Source organism: Bacillus paralicheniformis (genome assembly GCF_002993925.1).
Taxonomy (GTDB): Bacteria; Bacillota; Bacilli; order Bacillales; family Bacillaceae; genus Bacillus; species Bacillus paralicheniformis.
Genome location: NZ_CP023665.1, coordinates 1166932 through 1181597 on the forward strand (window position 1 = coordinate 1166932; position 14666 = coordinate 1181597).

A 14666-nucleotide genomic window follows, 5' to 3' on the forward strand; every position below is an offset into this window, starting at 1 on the left:
GGCATCCGTCTAGTCAAATTTTCTTTCCGCTCATACAAATATATTGATCAAGAAAAGGAGGTCAATAACATGAGCGGAGGATACTCAAGCGGTTTTGCTTTATTGGTCGTGTTGTTCATTTTATTAATCATCGTTGGTGCAGCTTATCTGTACTAAAACCTTAGAAAATGAGAAAAGAACCGTCATTTTTTCAGGCGGTTCTTTTCTTTTGGACGATAGCCTAATCGTTTCATGACATTCGTGCATACACTAATGTAACGACTGGGGCAGAGGAGGTGTCAATATGGGCGACGGTTATACAGGAGGTTTCGCTGGCGGCTTTGCGCTGCTTGTGGTACTGTTCATCTTATTAATTATTATTGGTGCTTCTTGGATATGCTAATCAACAAAAGGATAGCTGCCGGATCAATACGATCGGCAGCTATCCTTTTTTTCTTTACACCGTAAAGGAAATCTCAATGAATGATGAGATCAATAAAATTAAGATCAGCACATTAATCATTCTAAACACCTTATCCTGCCGTTCTTCAGGAATCTCTCTGACAAGGCATAAAGAGTTTGTAAGCTTGTTTATGTTGAAGACAGTAAAAACCGCAAACAAGATGAAATAAAAAAGGATGATAGGAGATCCCCCTCTCTGTTTCTGCTCCATACTACATTACCAAATATTTATTAAAAAAGATAGAAAATAGACTGAAAAAAAGGATTTTCCAAGTGCCGAGCGGCTGGATTATTTTTGTATTAAAATATCAAAATCGTCGGCTTCCTGATCGACATAGCAGTTTTTAGGCGCTTTGATCAGTTTCCAGGCAAACAGAAAATCAGGCAGACAATAGCCGAAATGAATGCTTGAAATGATACAGAAATAATGAGCAAAGCTCGGCATCACAGCCCCCGCGTAAAATAAAGCAGGCGTGATGACGAAAAAAGGGCAGAGAAGAGAGACAAGCATCGTGTTTTTTGGAACTTCTCTCCATGTTCTCATTTTCAACCAATAAATCTTTTTTTCTAATTTTTTCTTGCTGATCAACGGCAAGATATGAAGAATTTTATGGGCAATTATAGCCGCAACCAATAGTCCTGCAAACAAAAGGGCGTGATCGCCTCTCTGAACAGTTTGCGGATGAATCAGTTGCATCGCTAAATATTCGGGAATAAAAAATAAAATCATTAAACTGACGGCAGTAAGCACGATGCGCATGCCTCCATAATCTTTAACGAGATTGATGGTTTTCCAGCAACTCATAAATGACATCCTTCCGTTTCAACAAACTGTTATATGAAATCCTCAGAATAATTTACTCCTCTGGATGAGAAAAATCAATCCCTTTTTCGAAAAAAATTTCGTCATTTTCCAAAGAATTTAGAAGGGTGTAAAAGGAACAGAAATCTCCCGTGTTGAACTTTCATCAGAAGGGAATATCGGCTAAAATAAGAGAAAGGGAGAGAAGGGACAAATATGAACTCTATGGAGCAACGCCTTGAGCGGCTGGAATATTACATCAAACTGTTATTGAATAATGCGGATATGGAAGAGTATCCGTATTATAAAATGTTGATCGAAAAGGGCTTATCAGAGGAAGAAGCAAAGGAAACGGAAAAGCTGTGCGAAGAGCTCTCAAAGGAGCTTGAAGCACAAAAAGCGCAAGGATATGTGATGTTCGATCATCTCCTCACGCTTTTTGCGGGACAGTTAAATGAAAAACTTGAAGTGCACGAAACGATTTTCGCCCTTCACAGACAGGGTCTGTACAAACCGCTGATGAGCGAATTCATCAGCATTATCAGGCAATACGATCTGGCTTAGTTTTTAAGAGGCTCAAGCGGTTTGTCCATCTCTATCGATTCCCCGGCTTCTTTTGCTTCTTGTTTTTTCTTCATTTTGCCCTCTTCGCTCGTAAATTCACTTTCGATGTTTGAAAACGATTTTTCGAAAATTTCCATGAAGTCATCGCCGTAAATATGGCGGATGATCGACATCATCTCGACGATTTCTGGAAACTTCCCGTACAGCTGATGAAGGGGCTGAGCGCCTTTTAAGACGGCATTCCGGGTCGGATCGTAAGACTCGAGGATTTTAAGGAAAACGTCTTCACCTTTCGGAGTCAGCTGAATGTAAGTGTTTCGTTTGTCATTCAACTTTTTGGAAAACTCCAGGTAACCTCTTTCCTCAAGTTTTTTTGAAAAATTAAACGCTGTGGATACGTGCATGACGCCGAACTTGGCGATTTCCGAAATGGATGCACCGTTCAGCTGGTAGGCGATCCACAAAATATGATGCTCGTTAATGTTCAGATCATAAGGTTTAATCCACTGCTGCCAATCCTTTTCTATTGACTTCCAAAGCGCCTTGCTAAGCTGTGCCATTCTTTGACTGAATAAAAGGGCTTCTTTCACCGTATAGGGCTCTTCCGCTCGATTCATTCACTTCACCTGCTTCTCTTTATCTTATAATTTCTATTATGCCAATAAAATAAAGATTAATAAAGATGTAAATTTACGAAATTTTTAAAAAATCCAGCTTTACGGTGTGAAATCAGGATTTTACCCAAAAAAAGAGCGTGAAAATTTTCCATTCACACCCCTTTTTTAAGGTTCATTTTTTTCGCTGAGTATATTAGTTTTGTAAGGTTTTCTCCAGCTGTTTTATCTTTTCTTCAATCTCAGCGATTTCCTTTTTTAAGTCCTGCTGGTGAGGTTTGATTTCATCGCGCCATTCCTGGATGGACGTTTGCAGTTCGCTGCCGACGTCTTTGATGATTTCCGCGCCTTCTATGGCGGTTTTGACGAATTGCTCTTTTAATGCGATTCCGTCGTTTTTCAGCCTTTTGACGGTGTCTTCCCATTTACCGCAGTTGGCTTTTAGCTGTCCTCTCAAGTTTTTTCCTGAAGTCGGCGCGGTCAGCAATGCTGCAACACCGCCAATAACACCGCCTACAATCAGTCCAGCTGCTAAAGATCGGCCTTTTGACATGTACATCACCCCGGTTATATTTTTAAAGATCAGGCTTGGCAGGCGCCCGTCTTCTCATGATTAGATACTGGCGTTCGAGCCGGGCAATCCGTTTCTCTTCTTAGAAACTTCTGCATAGCTTGCTTTATTTTAGCATACTTTTAAAAAAAGGAGGGAGAGGGTTGTCTGTCATTATCATTGTTTTGACAATTTTAAGCGCTGTGTTTACCGCCGGCTCCTTTTATTATTTAAGGCTTCTCAGATATTCTGCATCTTACCCGCCGAAACGCATTCTTAAACAAAAAGCGCTTTTTTGCACGGGAAGCGCAGGATTGGCGCTCCTGCTCCTTTTTTTTATTCAGCTTCTTATATAAAATATCGGGCGGATTCCCCTTTTTTTGACCATCAAAATGAAAAAAACCTCTTCAAAAAAAGGATAACCCTTTTCAAGAAGAGGTTCTGATTTTATTTGACTTGTTCAATCAGCCTTGAGCGCTTCATGATCGACTGCACGATCGGGAAGATGACCGCCATGGCGATCGTGTTGATCAAGGCAGCAGGTAAAACGACAACAGAAAACAGGGTAATGAACCCCTGGTTTCCAGGCAGGCCGACGATGAACAGCGCAGCCGTAAGGAAAATGGTTCCGGAAAGAACCGTTCCTGCAGCAGTTAATCCGGCGGCGGCAAGCGTTTTGCTGTTCAGCTTTTTCACAAGCAGAAATACGCCGAAGAACATCAAGGCTGTTAGCGGTTTGTCGATGATGTTGGGCAGCTGTCCTCCCGGAAAAGCCGTCGTCAACGCGGAAATGACGCCTGTCACGATTCCGATGACAAGAACATTTTGCAATCTAGGGAACAAAAGGATTCCCATAAACATCATGATCAGCATCATATCCGGCTTCATTCCGTAGAAAAAAGGCGGAATCACAGCGTGAAGCGCCGCTCCAATGGCGACAAACAGGGCCATAGCCACTAATTCTTTTGTTTTCATGTCTATTCTCTCCTCATCTAGGCTCTTTTTACGCTTTCCAATAATATGCTCGTCATTTATTGCGAAAGCTTTCTAGTAGTATATCAAACTTTCGAAGGAATGGGGAAGCCTTTTTCGCCATCTTCCATCATCAGGATAAACCATCAGTTTTCTTCGCGGAATTTCTTCATAAAGGCTGCCAGCTTTTCGCAGTCTTCAACAGATACGGCATTGTAAATCGAAGCGCGGCAGCCTCCGACCGAACGGTGTCCGCCAAGCCCTGACATTTTTTCTTCCTTTGCCTTTGCGATGAATGATGCTGTCAGCTCATCATTTTTGAGCGTAAAGGTGACGTTCATGTTTGAGCGGCTGTCTTCTCTCGCATGGCCGCGGTAGAATCCGCCGCTTTCGTCGATCGCGTTGTATAAAATACCGGCCTTTTCTCGATTGCGTTTCTCAATGGCATCGAGGCCGCCTTTTTCCTTGAGCCACTCCAGCACGAGAGACAGCATATAAATCGCAAAAGTCGGAGGGGTATTGTAGAGAGAATCCGCTTTGGCATGTGTTGAGTACTTCAGGATTTTGGCAACTTGCTCGTTTTCTTTGCCGAGCCAGTCTTTTTTCATGATGACAACGGTCACCCCTGACGGTCCGAGGTTTTTCTGAGCGCCAGCATAGATGATGTCAAATTGGGAAACATCGATTTTTCTGCTTAAAATATCGCTGGACATATCAGCGACAACCGGAATCGGAGCGTCAGGGAACTTTTGCCACTGCGTTCCGAAGATCGTGTTGTTGGAAGTCAGGTGGAGGTAAGCACCGTCTGCCGGAATCTCCGGTACTTCGGGAATATAGCTGTACGTATCTTCTTTACTGGACGCGATGATCGATGTGTTTCCGAAGAGCTTCGCTTCGGCGAGCGCTTTTTCAGACCAGGCGCCTGTCATTATGTAGTGCGCCGTTTTGTCTTTGGAGAGGAAGTTCATCGGAATCATTGAGAACTGAAGGCTTGCTCCGCCTTGCAGAAACATGACTTCATAATCATCAGGTATGTCCATCAGTTCCTTTAACAGAGTTTTCGCTTTTTGATGAACGGCGTCATACTCTTTGCTGCGGTGGGACAGCTCCATCACGGACATCCCCGCACCGTTGAAATCAAGAAATTCGTCTTTCGCCTTTTGCAGTACTTCTAAAGGCAGTGCTGCCGGTCCTGCGTTAAAGTTCGTTGTACGTATCATCACAATCGCTCCCTGTTCATGTATAAAAATATAAAACCATCCTAACATAAAAGGTTCCGGTTATACATAAAAAATTTGAATTGTGTGAAATATAGAACAAAGTCTATTTAGTCGTGCCGGGCGATCTGATAAATGTGGAGTTTTTTTGAACGAAAAAAAGACGCCGGCAGCTGCCGGCGCCCTTGGACAATGTCTCGATTACAGGTGCTTGTTGATGGAAGCTGCAATGTTCTGCAAGTCTTCCGGTGAATAGTCGTCCGCATGTGTTTTCCAGACGGCTCCGAATCCGTCTCCTTTGCCGTAGCGGGGGATGATGTGCATGTGATAGTGGAAGACGGACTGCCCCGCTTTTTCGCCATTGTTATTCAGAAGGTTTAAGCCGATCGGCTCGTATTCGTCTTTGATAGCTTGGGCGATTTTCGGAACCGCTTCAAAAAATTCCCTTGAAACATCAGGTGTCATTTCGTAAATATTGGTTTTATGAACTTTTGGAATCACAAGCGTATGCCCTTTTGTGACTTGGCTGATGTCGAGAAAAGCCAGTACATGTTCATTTTCAAATACCTTTGCACAAGGGATTTCTCCGTTTATGATTTTGCAGAAAATACAGTCGCTCATACTTTTCCTCCTTTTTCCATCAGGGAAAGGTTATGTATAAGCAACATATTACCACAATTTGCGCGAAAACACGAAAAACAGGATGAACGGCTCCAACGTTCACCCTGCCTGAAGAAGGTACGCTTTAACGAAGAAACGTTAACTGCCTTTTGCAAGCACCCCATTTTCGTCAAAATGAAAGCTTGTAACGCCTATACATTTCCTGCGACAAACACCTCATTTGATCGTCACACCTTTTTTATATGACGGAGATGTCAAATAAAGCAGGTGCTTTCTCAATTCAGTGGATGAAAGAAATTTCTAAGCTTGACATGTTTCATACTCAGGAACTCTTGCCGATTTTGTCTTTGACAAACACCTCATTCGCCAGAGTTGATAAGCTTTCCCTTCTTCAAGAATTAGAATGTCCTGATGCGCATTCGATTATTCGTTTTATTTTAAGGCCGAAAAGCGGGAGGGAAAACGTTTCAAATACATTCTTGTTTTTGGTACTATTAAGAAAAATGCAGGAAAGGAACGAACGTATGTCACTACTGACTGTTAATGAGTTAACTGGAGGGTATACAAGAAACCCGGTGCTGCGCGATGTTTCATTTGCGATTGAACGGGAGCAGATCGTCGGGCTGATCGGTTTGAACGGAGCGGGGAAAAGCACGACGATCCGGCATATCATCGGCTTAATGGAACCGCACAAAGGATCGGTTGAATTGAACGGCAAAACGTTCATGGACGATCCGGAAAGCTATCGTTCCCAATTTACGTTTATTCCGGAAACGCCGATTTTATATGAAGAGCTGACATTGAAGGAGCATTTGGAGCTGACGGCGATGGCGTATGGCCTTTCGAAGGAAACGTTCGAGAAAAGGCTTCCGCCGCTTTTGAAAGAATTCAGAATGGAGAAGCGCCTGAAATGGTTCCCTGCCCATTTTTCAAAAGGTATGAAGCAGAAGGTTATGATCATGTGCGCTTTCCTTGTCGAACCCGACCTGTACATTATAGACGAACCGTTTCTCGGTCTTGATCCGCTGGCGATCAATGCCCTTCTCGAGCGGATGAACGAAGCGAAGAAAAACGGCGCGGCCGTTTTGATGTCGACGCATATTTTGGCAACGGCAGAGCGGTATTGCGACTCCTTCATTATTCTTCATAACGGCGAAGTGCGGGCGAAAGGAACGCTTGATGAGCTCAGAGAGCAGTTTTCGATGGAAGAAGCGAGCCTCGACGACCTGTATCTTGAACTGACGAAGGAAGAGAGCTATGAATAGCATTCTGGGGATTTGGAAGACAAGAATTGAGGAGTATGTCAAAGAAACAAGATCATATTTGAAATACATGCTGAATGACCACCTTGTCATCGTCATGATTTTTTTCCTTGCAGGAGCTGCGAGCTGGTACAGCAAATGGCTGAAAGAGATGCCCGAAGGTTTTCCCGCCTATTGGGTGATGGCCGTCATCTTTTCGTTCATTTTGACAGGCTCATACGTCCGCACGCTAATTAAAGAAGCGGATCTCGTCTTTTTGCTGCCGCTCGAAGCAAAGATGGAGCCGTATTTTCAGCAGGCTTTCCGATTCAGTTTGTTGACGCAGCTTTTTCCGCTGGCCGCCGCGGCCCTCGCTTTGGCACCGCTCTATTTTGAAGCGAGCGGCCAGGCATTTTCCGCGTACTTCATCTTGCTGATTCAGCTGCTCGTCTTAAAAGGATGGAACACAGCGATGCAATGGCGGATGACGTTTTTCGGCGAAAAAAACATGAGGGTCACCGACTGGATTGTCAGACTGCTTCTCAACACGATCGCGATCTATTTCGCTTTAGCGTCTTCATACGGATTTGCAGCAGCTGTCTACCTGATCATGGCCGCTCTGTATGTGTATTTTAAAATGATCGATAAGAAAAAATCGTTTAAATGGGAGCTGCATATTGAAGACGAAATCAGAAGAAAGCAGCGGTTCTACAGAATTGCGAACCTATTCACAGACGTTCCCCATCTTAGAAAGCAGGCGAAAAGAAGAGCATATCTCGATTGGATGCTCCGGTTTATTCCGTATGAACAGCGCCGGACATTTACATATATGTACGGAAGGGCCTTTATCAGATCAAACGACTATTTCGGTATCGTCGTCAGGCTGACCGCAATTTTTGGTATCATCATCGCTTATTTTTCGACATATGAGTGGGTTTCTGCGGCGCTCATCGTCTTTACCGTATTCATTACAGGAATTCAGCTGACGCCGCTGTTTGATCATTTTTCACACTTGTCCTTGCAGGAGCTTTATCCCGTCAAAGCTGCAGAAAAGCGGAAGAGCTTTTTCGGTCTGCTTCACATTGTTCTGAGCGTCCAGGCGCTTGTTTTATCTGCCGTTGCCGGAGCCATGATGCAGTGGACCGGGATGCTTGCCGGACTGGCCGGCTCCGCATTGCTTATATTTGTAATTTTGAAGCCTTATTTCAACAGCAGATTGAAGAAAAATGCCAAGAGATCATGAATCCTTTTCTTTTTAAGCAAGTATGATGAAAGAAGAGGTGAGAGGCGCATGAATGAAAACCAGCTTTATTTGGAGGAAGCGATCCGCTGGAAAATGAAGTTTCTCAGAAAGCCGTCGATGGCTGAGCGGATGTCGAAAGGCGTGCAGTCGAAAATCAACGCCCGCATTCCCGCCAAAGTTCATAAAGCGATAACAGAAAGCATTAAAAAGATGGTCGAGGCCACTTTGCTCGGCTCGAATTTGACGACTTTTGACAAGAAAACAGGCGCGCTTTCGCTAAGGGAAAAAGATGAGCTGGCTCAGAAGACGATTGCCCAGTATCAAAAGGCGGCTGCCGTTGAAGGGATCGGAACAGGTGCAGGCGGGATTTTTCTCGGACTGGCGGACTTTCCGCTTTTGCTCGGCATCAAAATGAAATGCCTGTTCGAATTGGCGTCGATTTACGGATACGATATCAAGGAAAAAGAAGAGCGGATGTTTCTTCTGTATATTTTTCAGCTCGCCTTCTCAGGGGAAGCTCACCGAAAAGAAATTTTCCGTATGATTGAACATTGGGAAACCGAAAAGCGCGAAATCGATTGGCTGGCATTTCAGCAGGAATACCGGGACTATCTCGATCTTGTAAAGCTGTTTCAGCTTGTGCCGGGCTTCGGCGCGGTCATAGGCGGAACGGCTAACTATAAGCTGCTTGGGCATCTTGGGGAAACAGCGAGACACGTTTTCCATATGAGGTTGATACATGAGACAGCCGGATATTGATGATCCGGCTGTTTTTTGCTTTTTCGGTTGTTACATTGCAGGCGTTTCGCGGAGCGCCTGCTCTTTCTCCTGATAGGAGACAGCGGCATTTGCCAGCACCTTGGCTGCGATCAGCAGCGCTTTTTCATCAAGGTCGAATTTCGGATGGTGATGAGGAAACACCGCGTCCGGATTTTCAGGACGGCCGCCTGTAAAGAAAAATGTCCCTTTGACGCGCTCTAGGTAGTAAGCGAAATCTTCCCCGCCCATTTGCATGCCGCTTTCCTCAACGTTTTCGACGCCTTCTGTCTGTTTGGCGATTTTTGCGAGAAAAGCCGTTTCTTCCGGATGATTGCAGACAGGCGGATAGCCCCTTTCAAAGGAATAGTCACAGTCAGCACCATGCATGCCGCATATACCTTTTGCAATCTGTTCAATTTCGTTTTCAATCAAGGTGCGGATTTCATCATTGAAGGAACGCGCCGTCCCGATTAAAACGGCTTTATCAGCGATTACATTAAAGGAGTTTTCGGCAACAAATGAACCTATCGAAACGACTGCCGGCTGAGTCGGATCGAGCCTGCGGCTGACAATCTGCTGGAGTGAAGCGACGATCTGCGATCCGATCAACACGGCGTCTTTTGTTTTATGAGGCTGTGCGCCATGCCCGCCTTTGCCTTTAATCGTAATCGTAAAACGGTCCGCAGCGGCCATGATCGGTCCTGTTCGATATTGAACGGTTCCCGTCGGCTCAGTAGCCCACAAATGGGTTCCGAAAATCACGTCAACACCGTCAAGACAGCCGTCTTCAATCATCGGCCTGGCTCCACCCGGGGAATATTCCTCGGCGTGCTGATGGATGAGGACGATCTTTCCTTTTAAACGGTCGGCATGTTCGTTCAAAATTTTCGCGAGGACGAGCAGGGTGGCCGTGTGCCCGTCGTGTCCGCAGGCATGCATCACTCCCGGCACCGTCGACCGGTAAGGCACATCTTTTTCATCATGAATGGGCAGCGCGTCAAAATCGGCTCGAAGCGCAATGACGGGGCCGGGCGATCCGCCTTCGATGTGCGCGAGAACTCCGCCCCCGCCGACATTGGTGCGGATAGGAATACCGAGCGCTTCATAGTAAGAAGCGATAAATGCGGCTGTTTTCTTTTCTTGAAAAGAAAGCTCCGGGTGCTGATGAAAATGACGCCTCAATTTGACCATTTCATCGTAGTGTGCATCAAGCTGCTCATTAATTTGTCGGATGAATGCGGATGCGCTCAAAAAAATTCCTCCTTTTAGGAATGACAAGTTTTTATAATTTTATGACAACTGAAGCCGCTGTTCAACCTTGCTGTCACGTTTTATAGAAGAAAAATGGCGGCAATCGTTGTGACAGTTAATCCGGCTGCTACAGGAATAAAGTTTTTTCTGGCAAGATCGAACGGGTCCACTTTACAAATCGCTGCTACCGGAATGAGCGCCCATGGCACAAGCGTACCGCCGCCGACCCAAATGGCTGAGATTTGGCCGAGTGCGGTCAGAACGGCCGGGTTGCCGTCAACAGCCGCAGCAAACATCGAAGCAGCTGATCCGGCTAGAGATATTCCTGAAAAACCGGAGCCGTCAAGACCGGTCACCGCTCCCGTGACAGTGAGCGCCACTGCGGCGAGCTCTGGAGAGAGCGGGACGCTGTGGGCAAAAGCTGAACCGAGGTCCTGCACGATCCTATTAGAAAAACCGGGTATCTCGGCTGTCAGTACTTTTTCGAAACCCGCGTCGCCCAAGTAAAAAAAGGCGGCGATCGGAATGACGGGGGCAAACACTTTAAAGCCGAACTGAAATCCGCGAATGAAATAACCGGTGATTTTCTCAAGACGACGGTGTTTGTGGACGATAAAATGAATGAGAATCATGACGAAGACAGCTGTTCCTCCGACAAGCGCCGTCGCTTCGTCTCCTTGCAATTCCAGGATCAGCATCGCGGCGATATCCCCTAAAAAAATGACCGGAATCATCAGTGCGAGCCATTTTCTTGGGGCTGGGGGAAGAAGCCATTCAGGCTCGCTTTGCAGCCGCTCACTGTTTGCGGCTGCTTGATTGTCTTTCTCTTTCCTGAGCATAAAAAAGGCTGCCGCCGTTGTCGAAAAGCCCATGATCAGGACGAGCGGAACGCTTGCAGACATCACTTCTGCAACGGACAGTCCGGCTGCATCTCCGGTCAATTTAGGCGCCGCCTGGATGATGTAATCGCCTGATAGAGCGAAACCGTGGCCGAATAAATTCATGGCGCACGCTACCGCTATCGGGGAGAGGCCGGCTTTCAGCGCGGCAGGCAGGAGGACGGCGCCGATCAATGCGACAGCCGGGGAGGGCCAAAAAAATGAAGAAATGATAAACATTAAAGCTCCGGTGATCCAATAGGCCAAGGCAGGACCTTTCATCCATTTGGCGATCGGAGTGACCATTGCTTCATTAACGCCGGTCTTTGCCAACAGTTCGCTCATCGAAACGGTAAAGCAGATGATGAAAATGGTCGGGAGAAGTTCTCCGGCGGCGTAGATTAAGCTGTTGAACAGGCCCATCACAGAGGCAATGGCAGAATGGGTAGCCGCTAATGAAATGAAAAAAACCCCGGCAAGCGATATAAAGGTGGTATCAAGACGAAGAAGCATAAATGCGAGAATTGCAGCGATAAAGCCCAAATATATAAAGTGAACGGACGTTAATTCAATTTCCATTTCCCGATCCCCCCGTTAACATAACCTCATACAGCTTATTCCTGGGCTGTCAGAGTGTGAAGGAAGGGCTCATTTCCTCGGAAATAAAAAACTGCCTTAAAAGGCAGTTATTCGACAGAATGATACGAAGAAATATAGGATGGGCGGGAAAAAATCGTTCCGCCTTGGTTGATTCCAGCTGAAGATTCCTTCTTTTGATGGGCTTCGCCGAACGGTTTGGAGCTTTTCCAGTCCTGAAACGACTGTTCTGTGTCCCACAGCGTCAGTACGATATACGTATCGCTGTCTTTCGGCCTCAGCACCCTGAGGGCTTTAAAGCCAGGCTGATTTTCGATTTTTCCGGCTCTGTTTTTAAAACGGGTTTCGAAAAGCGGTCTTCCTTCCGGTGTGACAGGGATGTTGTTGAGGACGGCGAATCCGGAATGTTCCAAAGTTCCCGACTGATCGATGATTTCGTAGCGGTGAGGAGAATGAAAGACGCTTTCTCCGTCGGTTTCGTGAAAGAGAATGGCGGAATCGTGGCTTTTCATAAATAACATGTTTTCAAGACCGTGCTGTTTGGCGAGCTTTTTTAAAAACTCGACAGTTCCGTATGTAATGTAAAAATTCAATTTTATCACCCCTTTTTGATAGTATAACAAAAGGACGATTTAAAATTCTATCTATTACCCGCTATAAATGCTGCAACATAATTTGAAGAAAAAATTCCCATACTAGCTATAGAAAGGAATGAGGTGACCATATGAGAAAGAGATTTTTCATTCCAATCATCATTACAGCGGCGATATTCCTTTTATCGTTAATCGGATATATTACGATTTTGTTTCTGGGGGATTATGTGATTGATGAAAAGAAACTGATTTTCCATGCTTCTTCTAAAATCGTCGACCAAAATGGAGAAGAAGTCACAAGCCTCTATACTGAAAACAGAAGACCTATTTCAATTGCCGAGGTGCCGGACGGCGTAAAAAATGCCTTTATCGCGGTTGAAGACAAGCGCTTTTATGAGCACCACGGCATCGATTTTAAATCCGTGAGCCGTGCGGTCTATAAAGATATATTAGCGGGAGGAAAAGTGGAAGGTGGAAGTACGATCACCCAGCAGCTCGCAAAAAACACTTTTTTGACACACGACAAAACGTTTTTAAGAAAAACGAAAGAAGTCATAATCGCGATCAACTTGGAGCGGGACTACAGCAAAGACAAGCTTTTGGAAATGTATTTGAACCAGCTTTATTTCGGGCACGGCGTCTATGGAATCCAGGCGGCTGCAAACTACTTTTTTAGCAAAGATGTGAAAGACTTGACGGTCAGTGAGGGAGCGGTGTTGGCTTCCATTCCTAAAGCGCCGTCCACGTATTCGCCCATTCTCAATCCGGAAAAAAGTCGTGAGCGACGCAATGTCATTCTCGGCATGATGAACGAGCAGGGATATATCAGCTCAAAGGAAACCGTCAGAGCCCAAGGCAGCACATTGGGCCTCCACGTGAAAGAAAAATCAAAAAATCCGTGGCTTGACAGCTATATTGATCTGGTCATGAAAGAAGCGGAAGACAAATATTCGATTTCGAGTGAACAGCTTCTTCAAGGCGGATACACAATCAGTGTTCCGCTCGACGTTTCGATACAAAAAGCGGCTTACACGCTGATGAAGCAGGACGGCTATTTTCCCGGAACAGACAATAAAGCTGAAGGGAGCGCCGTTTTTATCGATAACCGGACAGGCGGCGTAGTGGCCGCTCTCGGAGGTCGGGAATACGCTCCGAAAGGCTACAACAGGGCAACAGCCCCGCGTCAGCCGGGTTCGACTTTTAAACCGCTTGCCGTTTACGGCCCCGCTCTTGAAGAAAAGCGGTTTAAGCCGTACTCCATGCTTGAAGATAAACAGCTGTCGTACGGCGGCTACTCGCCGAAAAATTATGACGGCCAGTACGAGGGCAAGGTCTCTATGGTGGATGCGCTGACCTACAGCAAAAACGCGCCTGCCGTATGGACGCTAAATGAGATCGGAATCGAAACGGTGAAGCCTTATCTCAGCCGCTTGGGCATGAACGTGCCGGATGAGGGCCTGGCATTGGGGCTGGGCGGCTTAGAGAAAGGAGTGTCGCCGCTTGAGATTGCCGGGGCATACCGGACCTTTGCAAATTCAGGACAATACACCGAGCCGTTCTTTATTAAAAAAATCACGGACGAAAACGGGGATGTCATATTCCGCCGCGAGGAAAAATCAGAAAAGGTATTCAGCAAACAAACCGCTTGGAACATGACGCGAATGCTAGAGGAGGTCGTGAAAAGCGGAACGGGAAAAGCCGGTGATTTTTCCGGAGAGATTGCAGGAAAAACGGGCTCGACCACGTATACCGGAAAAGAGGGCGGAACAAAAGATGCCTGGTTTGCGGGGTATACGCCCGAAGTGACGGGAGCTGTCTGGATGGGCTACGATAAAACGGATGAATCCCATTATTTAAAAGGCGGCAGCGCTTATCCGACAAGGCTGTTTAAAGACATTTTAAAACGCTCCAACCATAAGCCTGAACGATTTAAGGCGCCTGAAGGTGTAAAAGATCTGGACAGGCCGATCCGCCTCGAAGATTTGGAAAGTGTTAAAGCAGACTATTCCTTTACGCCGATGGGGCTGATTACGGTGTCATTAAAATGGCATGAACAAGAGGATAAAAGGGTTGAATACCGAATATATGAAAGGAAAAACGGAAAAGAAACGCTCATTGATACGGTTAAGGGGAAAGGAAGCTATTCAATCCCTTATGCAAACATCTTTTCCAATGCTTCCTATAAAATTGTTCCGTACAATCCGCAGACGAAAACAGAGGGGAAAGGGACTGATTATATCGAACCGAAAGTGTTTCCTTCGGGTCATTAGGTACCCGAAATTCATCAATTTCTTGAACAATAAGTCTCATGAGTATACCGTTC

18 protein-coding genes are annotated in these 14666 nt (G+C 45.8%); 8 read left to right on the forward strand and 10 right to left on the reverse strand.

Features of this window, described 5'->3' with window-relative positions:
* Window positions 1-69: 69 nt before the first annotated feature.
* Together CP943_RS05935 and CP943_RS05940 are read left to right on the forward strand one after the other, a co-directional pair.
* Window positions 70-156, forward strand: coding sequence for a YjcZ family sporulation protein (locus CP943_RS05935; protein WP_003180245.1), 87 nt, complete (start codon window positions 70-72; stop codon window positions 154-156).
* Between the two features lie 127 nt (window positions 157-283).
* Complete coding sequence (locus tag CP943_RS05940; protein WP_020450794.1) at window positions 284-382, forward strand: YjcZ family sporulation protein; 99 nt, start codon at window positions 284-286, stop codon at window positions 380-382.
* Between the two features lie 54 nt (window positions 383-436).
* Here CP943_RS05940 and CP943_RS05945 read toward each other — a convergent pair whose 3' ends face one another.
* Together CP943_RS05945 and CP943_RS05950 are read right to left on the reverse strand one after the other, a co-directional pair.
* Window positions 437-652: a hypothetical protein gene (locus CP943_RS05945; protein WP_003180249.1), complete on the reverse strand. Its 216-nt coding sequence runs from the start codon at window positions 650-652 to the stop codon at window positions 437-439.
* Between the two features lie 78 nt (window positions 653-730).
* On the reverse strand, window positions 731-1246 hold the full coding sequence (locus CP943_RS05950) for a DUF3267 domain-containing protein (RefSeq protein ID WP_023856554.1): 516 nt from the start codon (window positions 1244-1246) through the stop codon (window positions 731-733).
* Between the two features lie 213 nt (window positions 1247-1459).
* Between CP943_RS05950 and CP943_RS05955 the strand changes: the two genes are divergently transcribed.
* Entirely contained in the window at window positions 1460-1807 is a 348-nt protein-coding gene (locus CP943_RS05955) for a YhaI family protein (protein ID WP_023856555.1), read from the forward strand.
* Here the strand turns inward: CP943_RS05955 and CP943_RS05960 are convergent.
* Together CP943_RS05960 and CP943_RS05965 are read right to left on the reverse strand one after the other, a co-directional pair.
* On the reverse strand, window positions 1804-2424 hold the full coding sequence (locus CP943_RS05960; protein ID WP_020450797.1) for an HTH-type transcriptional regulator Hpr: 621 nt from the start codon (window positions 2422-2424) through the stop codon (window positions 1804-1806). The genes CP943_RS05955 and CP943_RS05960 overlap by 4 nt on opposite strands.
* A 193-nt stretch (window positions 2425-2617) precedes the next feature.
* Entirely contained in the window at window positions 2618-2974 is a 357-nt protein-coding gene (locus tag CP943_RS05965; RefSeq protein ID WP_039072586.1) for a YtxH domain-containing protein, read from the reverse strand.
* A gap of 161 nt (window positions 2975-3135) precedes the next feature.
* Between CP943_RS05965 and CP943_RS05970 the strand changes: the two genes are divergently transcribed.
* Complete coding sequence (locus CP943_RS05970) at window positions 3136-3327, forward strand: membrane protein YhzF (RefSeq protein WP_039072587.1); 192 nt, start codon at window positions 3136-3138, stop codon at window positions 3325-3327.
* Between the two features lie 91 nt (window positions 3328-3418).
* On the opposite strand, the gene CP943_RS05975 is transcribed toward CP943_RS05970, so the two are convergent.
* From CP943_RS05975 to CP943_RS05985, 3 genes are all read right to left on the reverse strand, one after another.
* Complete coding sequence (locus tag CP943_RS05975; protein WP_020450799.1) at window positions 3419-3946, reverse strand: tryptophan transporter; 528 nt, start codon at window positions 3944-3946, stop codon at window positions 3419-3421.
* A gap of 143 nt (window positions 3947-4089) precedes the next feature.
* Window positions 4090-5163, reverse strand: coding sequence for a 3-phosphoserine/phosphohydroxythreonine transaminase (serC, locus tag CP943_RS05980; protein ID WP_039072588.1), 1074 nt, complete (start codon window positions 5161-5163; stop codon window positions 4090-4092).
* A 198-nt stretch (window positions 5164-5361) separates the two neighbouring features.
* Window positions 5362-5781, reverse strand: a complete 420-nt coding sequence (locus CP943_RS05985; protein WP_020450801.1) for an HIT family protein — start codon at window positions 5779-5781, stop codon at window positions 5362-5364.
* Window positions 5782-6305: 524 nt separating this feature from the next.
* On the opposite strand from CP943_RS05985, the gene CP943_RS05995 reads away from it, so the two are divergent.
* From CP943_RS05995 to CP943_RS06005, 3 genes are read left to right on the forward strand one after another with little or no spacing between them, the layout of a single operon-like run.
* Window positions 6306-7046: an ABC transporter ATP-binding protein gene (locus tag CP943_RS05995; protein ID WP_020450802.1), complete on the forward strand. Its 741-nt coding sequence runs from the start codon at window positions 6306-6308 to the stop codon at window positions 7044-7046.
* A complete protein-coding gene (locus CP943_RS06000) occupies window positions 7039-8265 on the forward strand; it encodes an ABC transporter permease (RefSeq protein WP_020450803.1) in 1227 nt (408 codons plus the stop codon). The genes CP943_RS05995 and CP943_RS06000 overlap by 8 nt, the downstream gene beginning before the upstream one ends.
* Window positions 8266-8313: 48 nt before the next feature.
* Window positions 8314-9024: an EcsC family protein gene (locus tag CP943_RS06005; protein WP_003180270.1), complete on the forward strand. Its 711-nt coding sequence runs from the start codon at window positions 8314-8316 to the stop codon at window positions 9022-9024.
* A 30-nt stretch (window positions 9025-9054) separates the two neighbouring features.
* Here the strand turns inward: CP943_RS06005 and CP943_RS06010 are convergent, their stop codons facing one another.
* From CP943_RS06010 to CP943_RS06020, 3 genes are all read right to left on the reverse strand, one after another.
* Complete coding sequence (locus tag CP943_RS06010; protein ID WP_199792128.1) at window positions 9055-10215, reverse strand: M20 family metallopeptidase; 1161 nt, start codon at window positions 10213-10215, stop codon at window positions 9055-9057.
* Window positions 10216-10355: 140 nt separating this feature from the next.
* A complete protein-coding gene (locus CP943_RS06015; RefSeq protein ID WP_020450805.1) occupies window positions 10356-11732 on the reverse strand; it encodes a transporter YhfA in 1377 nt (458 codons plus the stop codon).
* A gap of 107 nt (window positions 11733-11839) precedes the next feature.
* Window positions 11840-12343, reverse strand: a complete 504-nt coding sequence (locus CP943_RS06020) for an antibiotic biosynthesis monooxygenase family protein (RefSeq protein WP_020450806.1) — start codon at window positions 12341-12343, stop codon at window positions 11840-11842.
* A 131-nt stretch (window positions 12344-12474) separates the two neighbouring features.
* On the opposite strand from CP943_RS06020, the gene CP943_RS06025 reads away from it, so the two are divergent.
* Window positions 12475-14613: a transglycosylase domain-containing protein gene (locus CP943_RS06025; protein WP_023856563.1), complete on the forward strand. Its 2139-nt coding sequence runs from the start codon at window positions 12475-12477 to the stop codon at window positions 14611-14613.
* Window positions 14614-14666: the final 53 nt, after the last annotated feature.

Bases quoted from the DNA above. Each gene is read 5' to 3' on its own strand.
- CP943_RS05935 (WP_003180245.1), top strand. From the start codon at position 70: ATGAGCGGAGGATACTCAAGCGGTTTTGCTTTATTGGTCGTGTTGTTC.
- CP943_RS05940 (WP_020450794.1), top strand. From the start codon at position 284: ATGGGCGACGGTTATACAGGAGGTTTCGCTGGCGGCTTTGCGCTGCTT.
- CP943_RS05945 (WP_003180249.1), bottom strand. From the start codon at position 652: ATGGAGCAGAAACAGAGAGGGGGATCTCCTATCATCCTTTTTTATTTC.
- CP943_RS05950 (WP_023856554.1), bottom strand. From the start codon at position 1,246: ATGAGTTGCTGGAAAACCATCAATCTCGTTAAAGATTATGGAGGCATG.
- CP943_RS05955 (WP_023856555.1), top strand. From the start codon at position 1,460: ATGAACTCTATGGAGCAACGCCTTGAGCGGCTGGAATATTACATCAAA.
- CP943_RS05960 (WP_020450797.1), bottom strand. From the start codon at position 2,424: ATGAATCGAGCGGAAGAGCCCTATACGGTGAAAGAAGCCCTTTTATTC.
- CP943_RS05965 (WP_039072586.1), bottom strand. From the start codon at position 2,974: ATGTCAAAAGGCCGATCTTTAGCAGCTGGACTGATTGTAGGCGGTGTT.
- CP943_RS05975 (WP_020450799.1), bottom strand. From the start codon at position 3,946: ATGAAAACAAAAGAATTAGTGGCTATGGCCCTGTTTGTCGCCATTGGA.
- serC (WP_039072588.1), bottom strand. From the start codon at position 5,163: ATGATACGTACAACGAACTTTAACGCAGGACCGGCAGCACTGCCTTTA.
- CP943_RS05985 (WP_020450801.1), bottom strand. From the start codon at position 5,781: ATGAGCGACTGTATTTTCTGCAAAATCATAAACGGAGAAATCCCTTGT.
- CP943_RS05995 (WP_020450802.1), top strand. From the start codon at position 6,306: ATGTCACTACTGACTGTTAATGAGTTAACTGGAGGGTATACAAGAAAC.
- CP943_RS06000 (WP_020450803.1), top strand. From the start codon at position 7,039: ATGAATAGCATTCTGGGGATTTGGAAGACAAGAATTGAGGAGTATGTC.
- CP943_RS06005 (WP_003180270.1), top strand. From the start codon at position 8,314: ATGAATGAAAACCAGCTTTATTTGGAGGAAGCGATCCGCTGGAAAATG.
- CP943_RS06010 (WP_199792128.1), bottom strand. From the start codon at position 10,215: ATGGTCAAATTGAGGCGTCATTTTCATCAGCACCCGGAGCTTTCTTTT.
- CP943_RS06015 (WP_020450805.1), bottom strand. From the start codon at position 11,732: ATGGAAATTGAATTAACGTCCGTTCACTTTATATATTTGGGCTTTATC.
- CP943_RS06025 (WP_023856563.1), top strand. From the start codon at position 12,475: ATGAGAAAGAGATTTTTCATTCCAATCATCATTACAGCGGCGATATTC.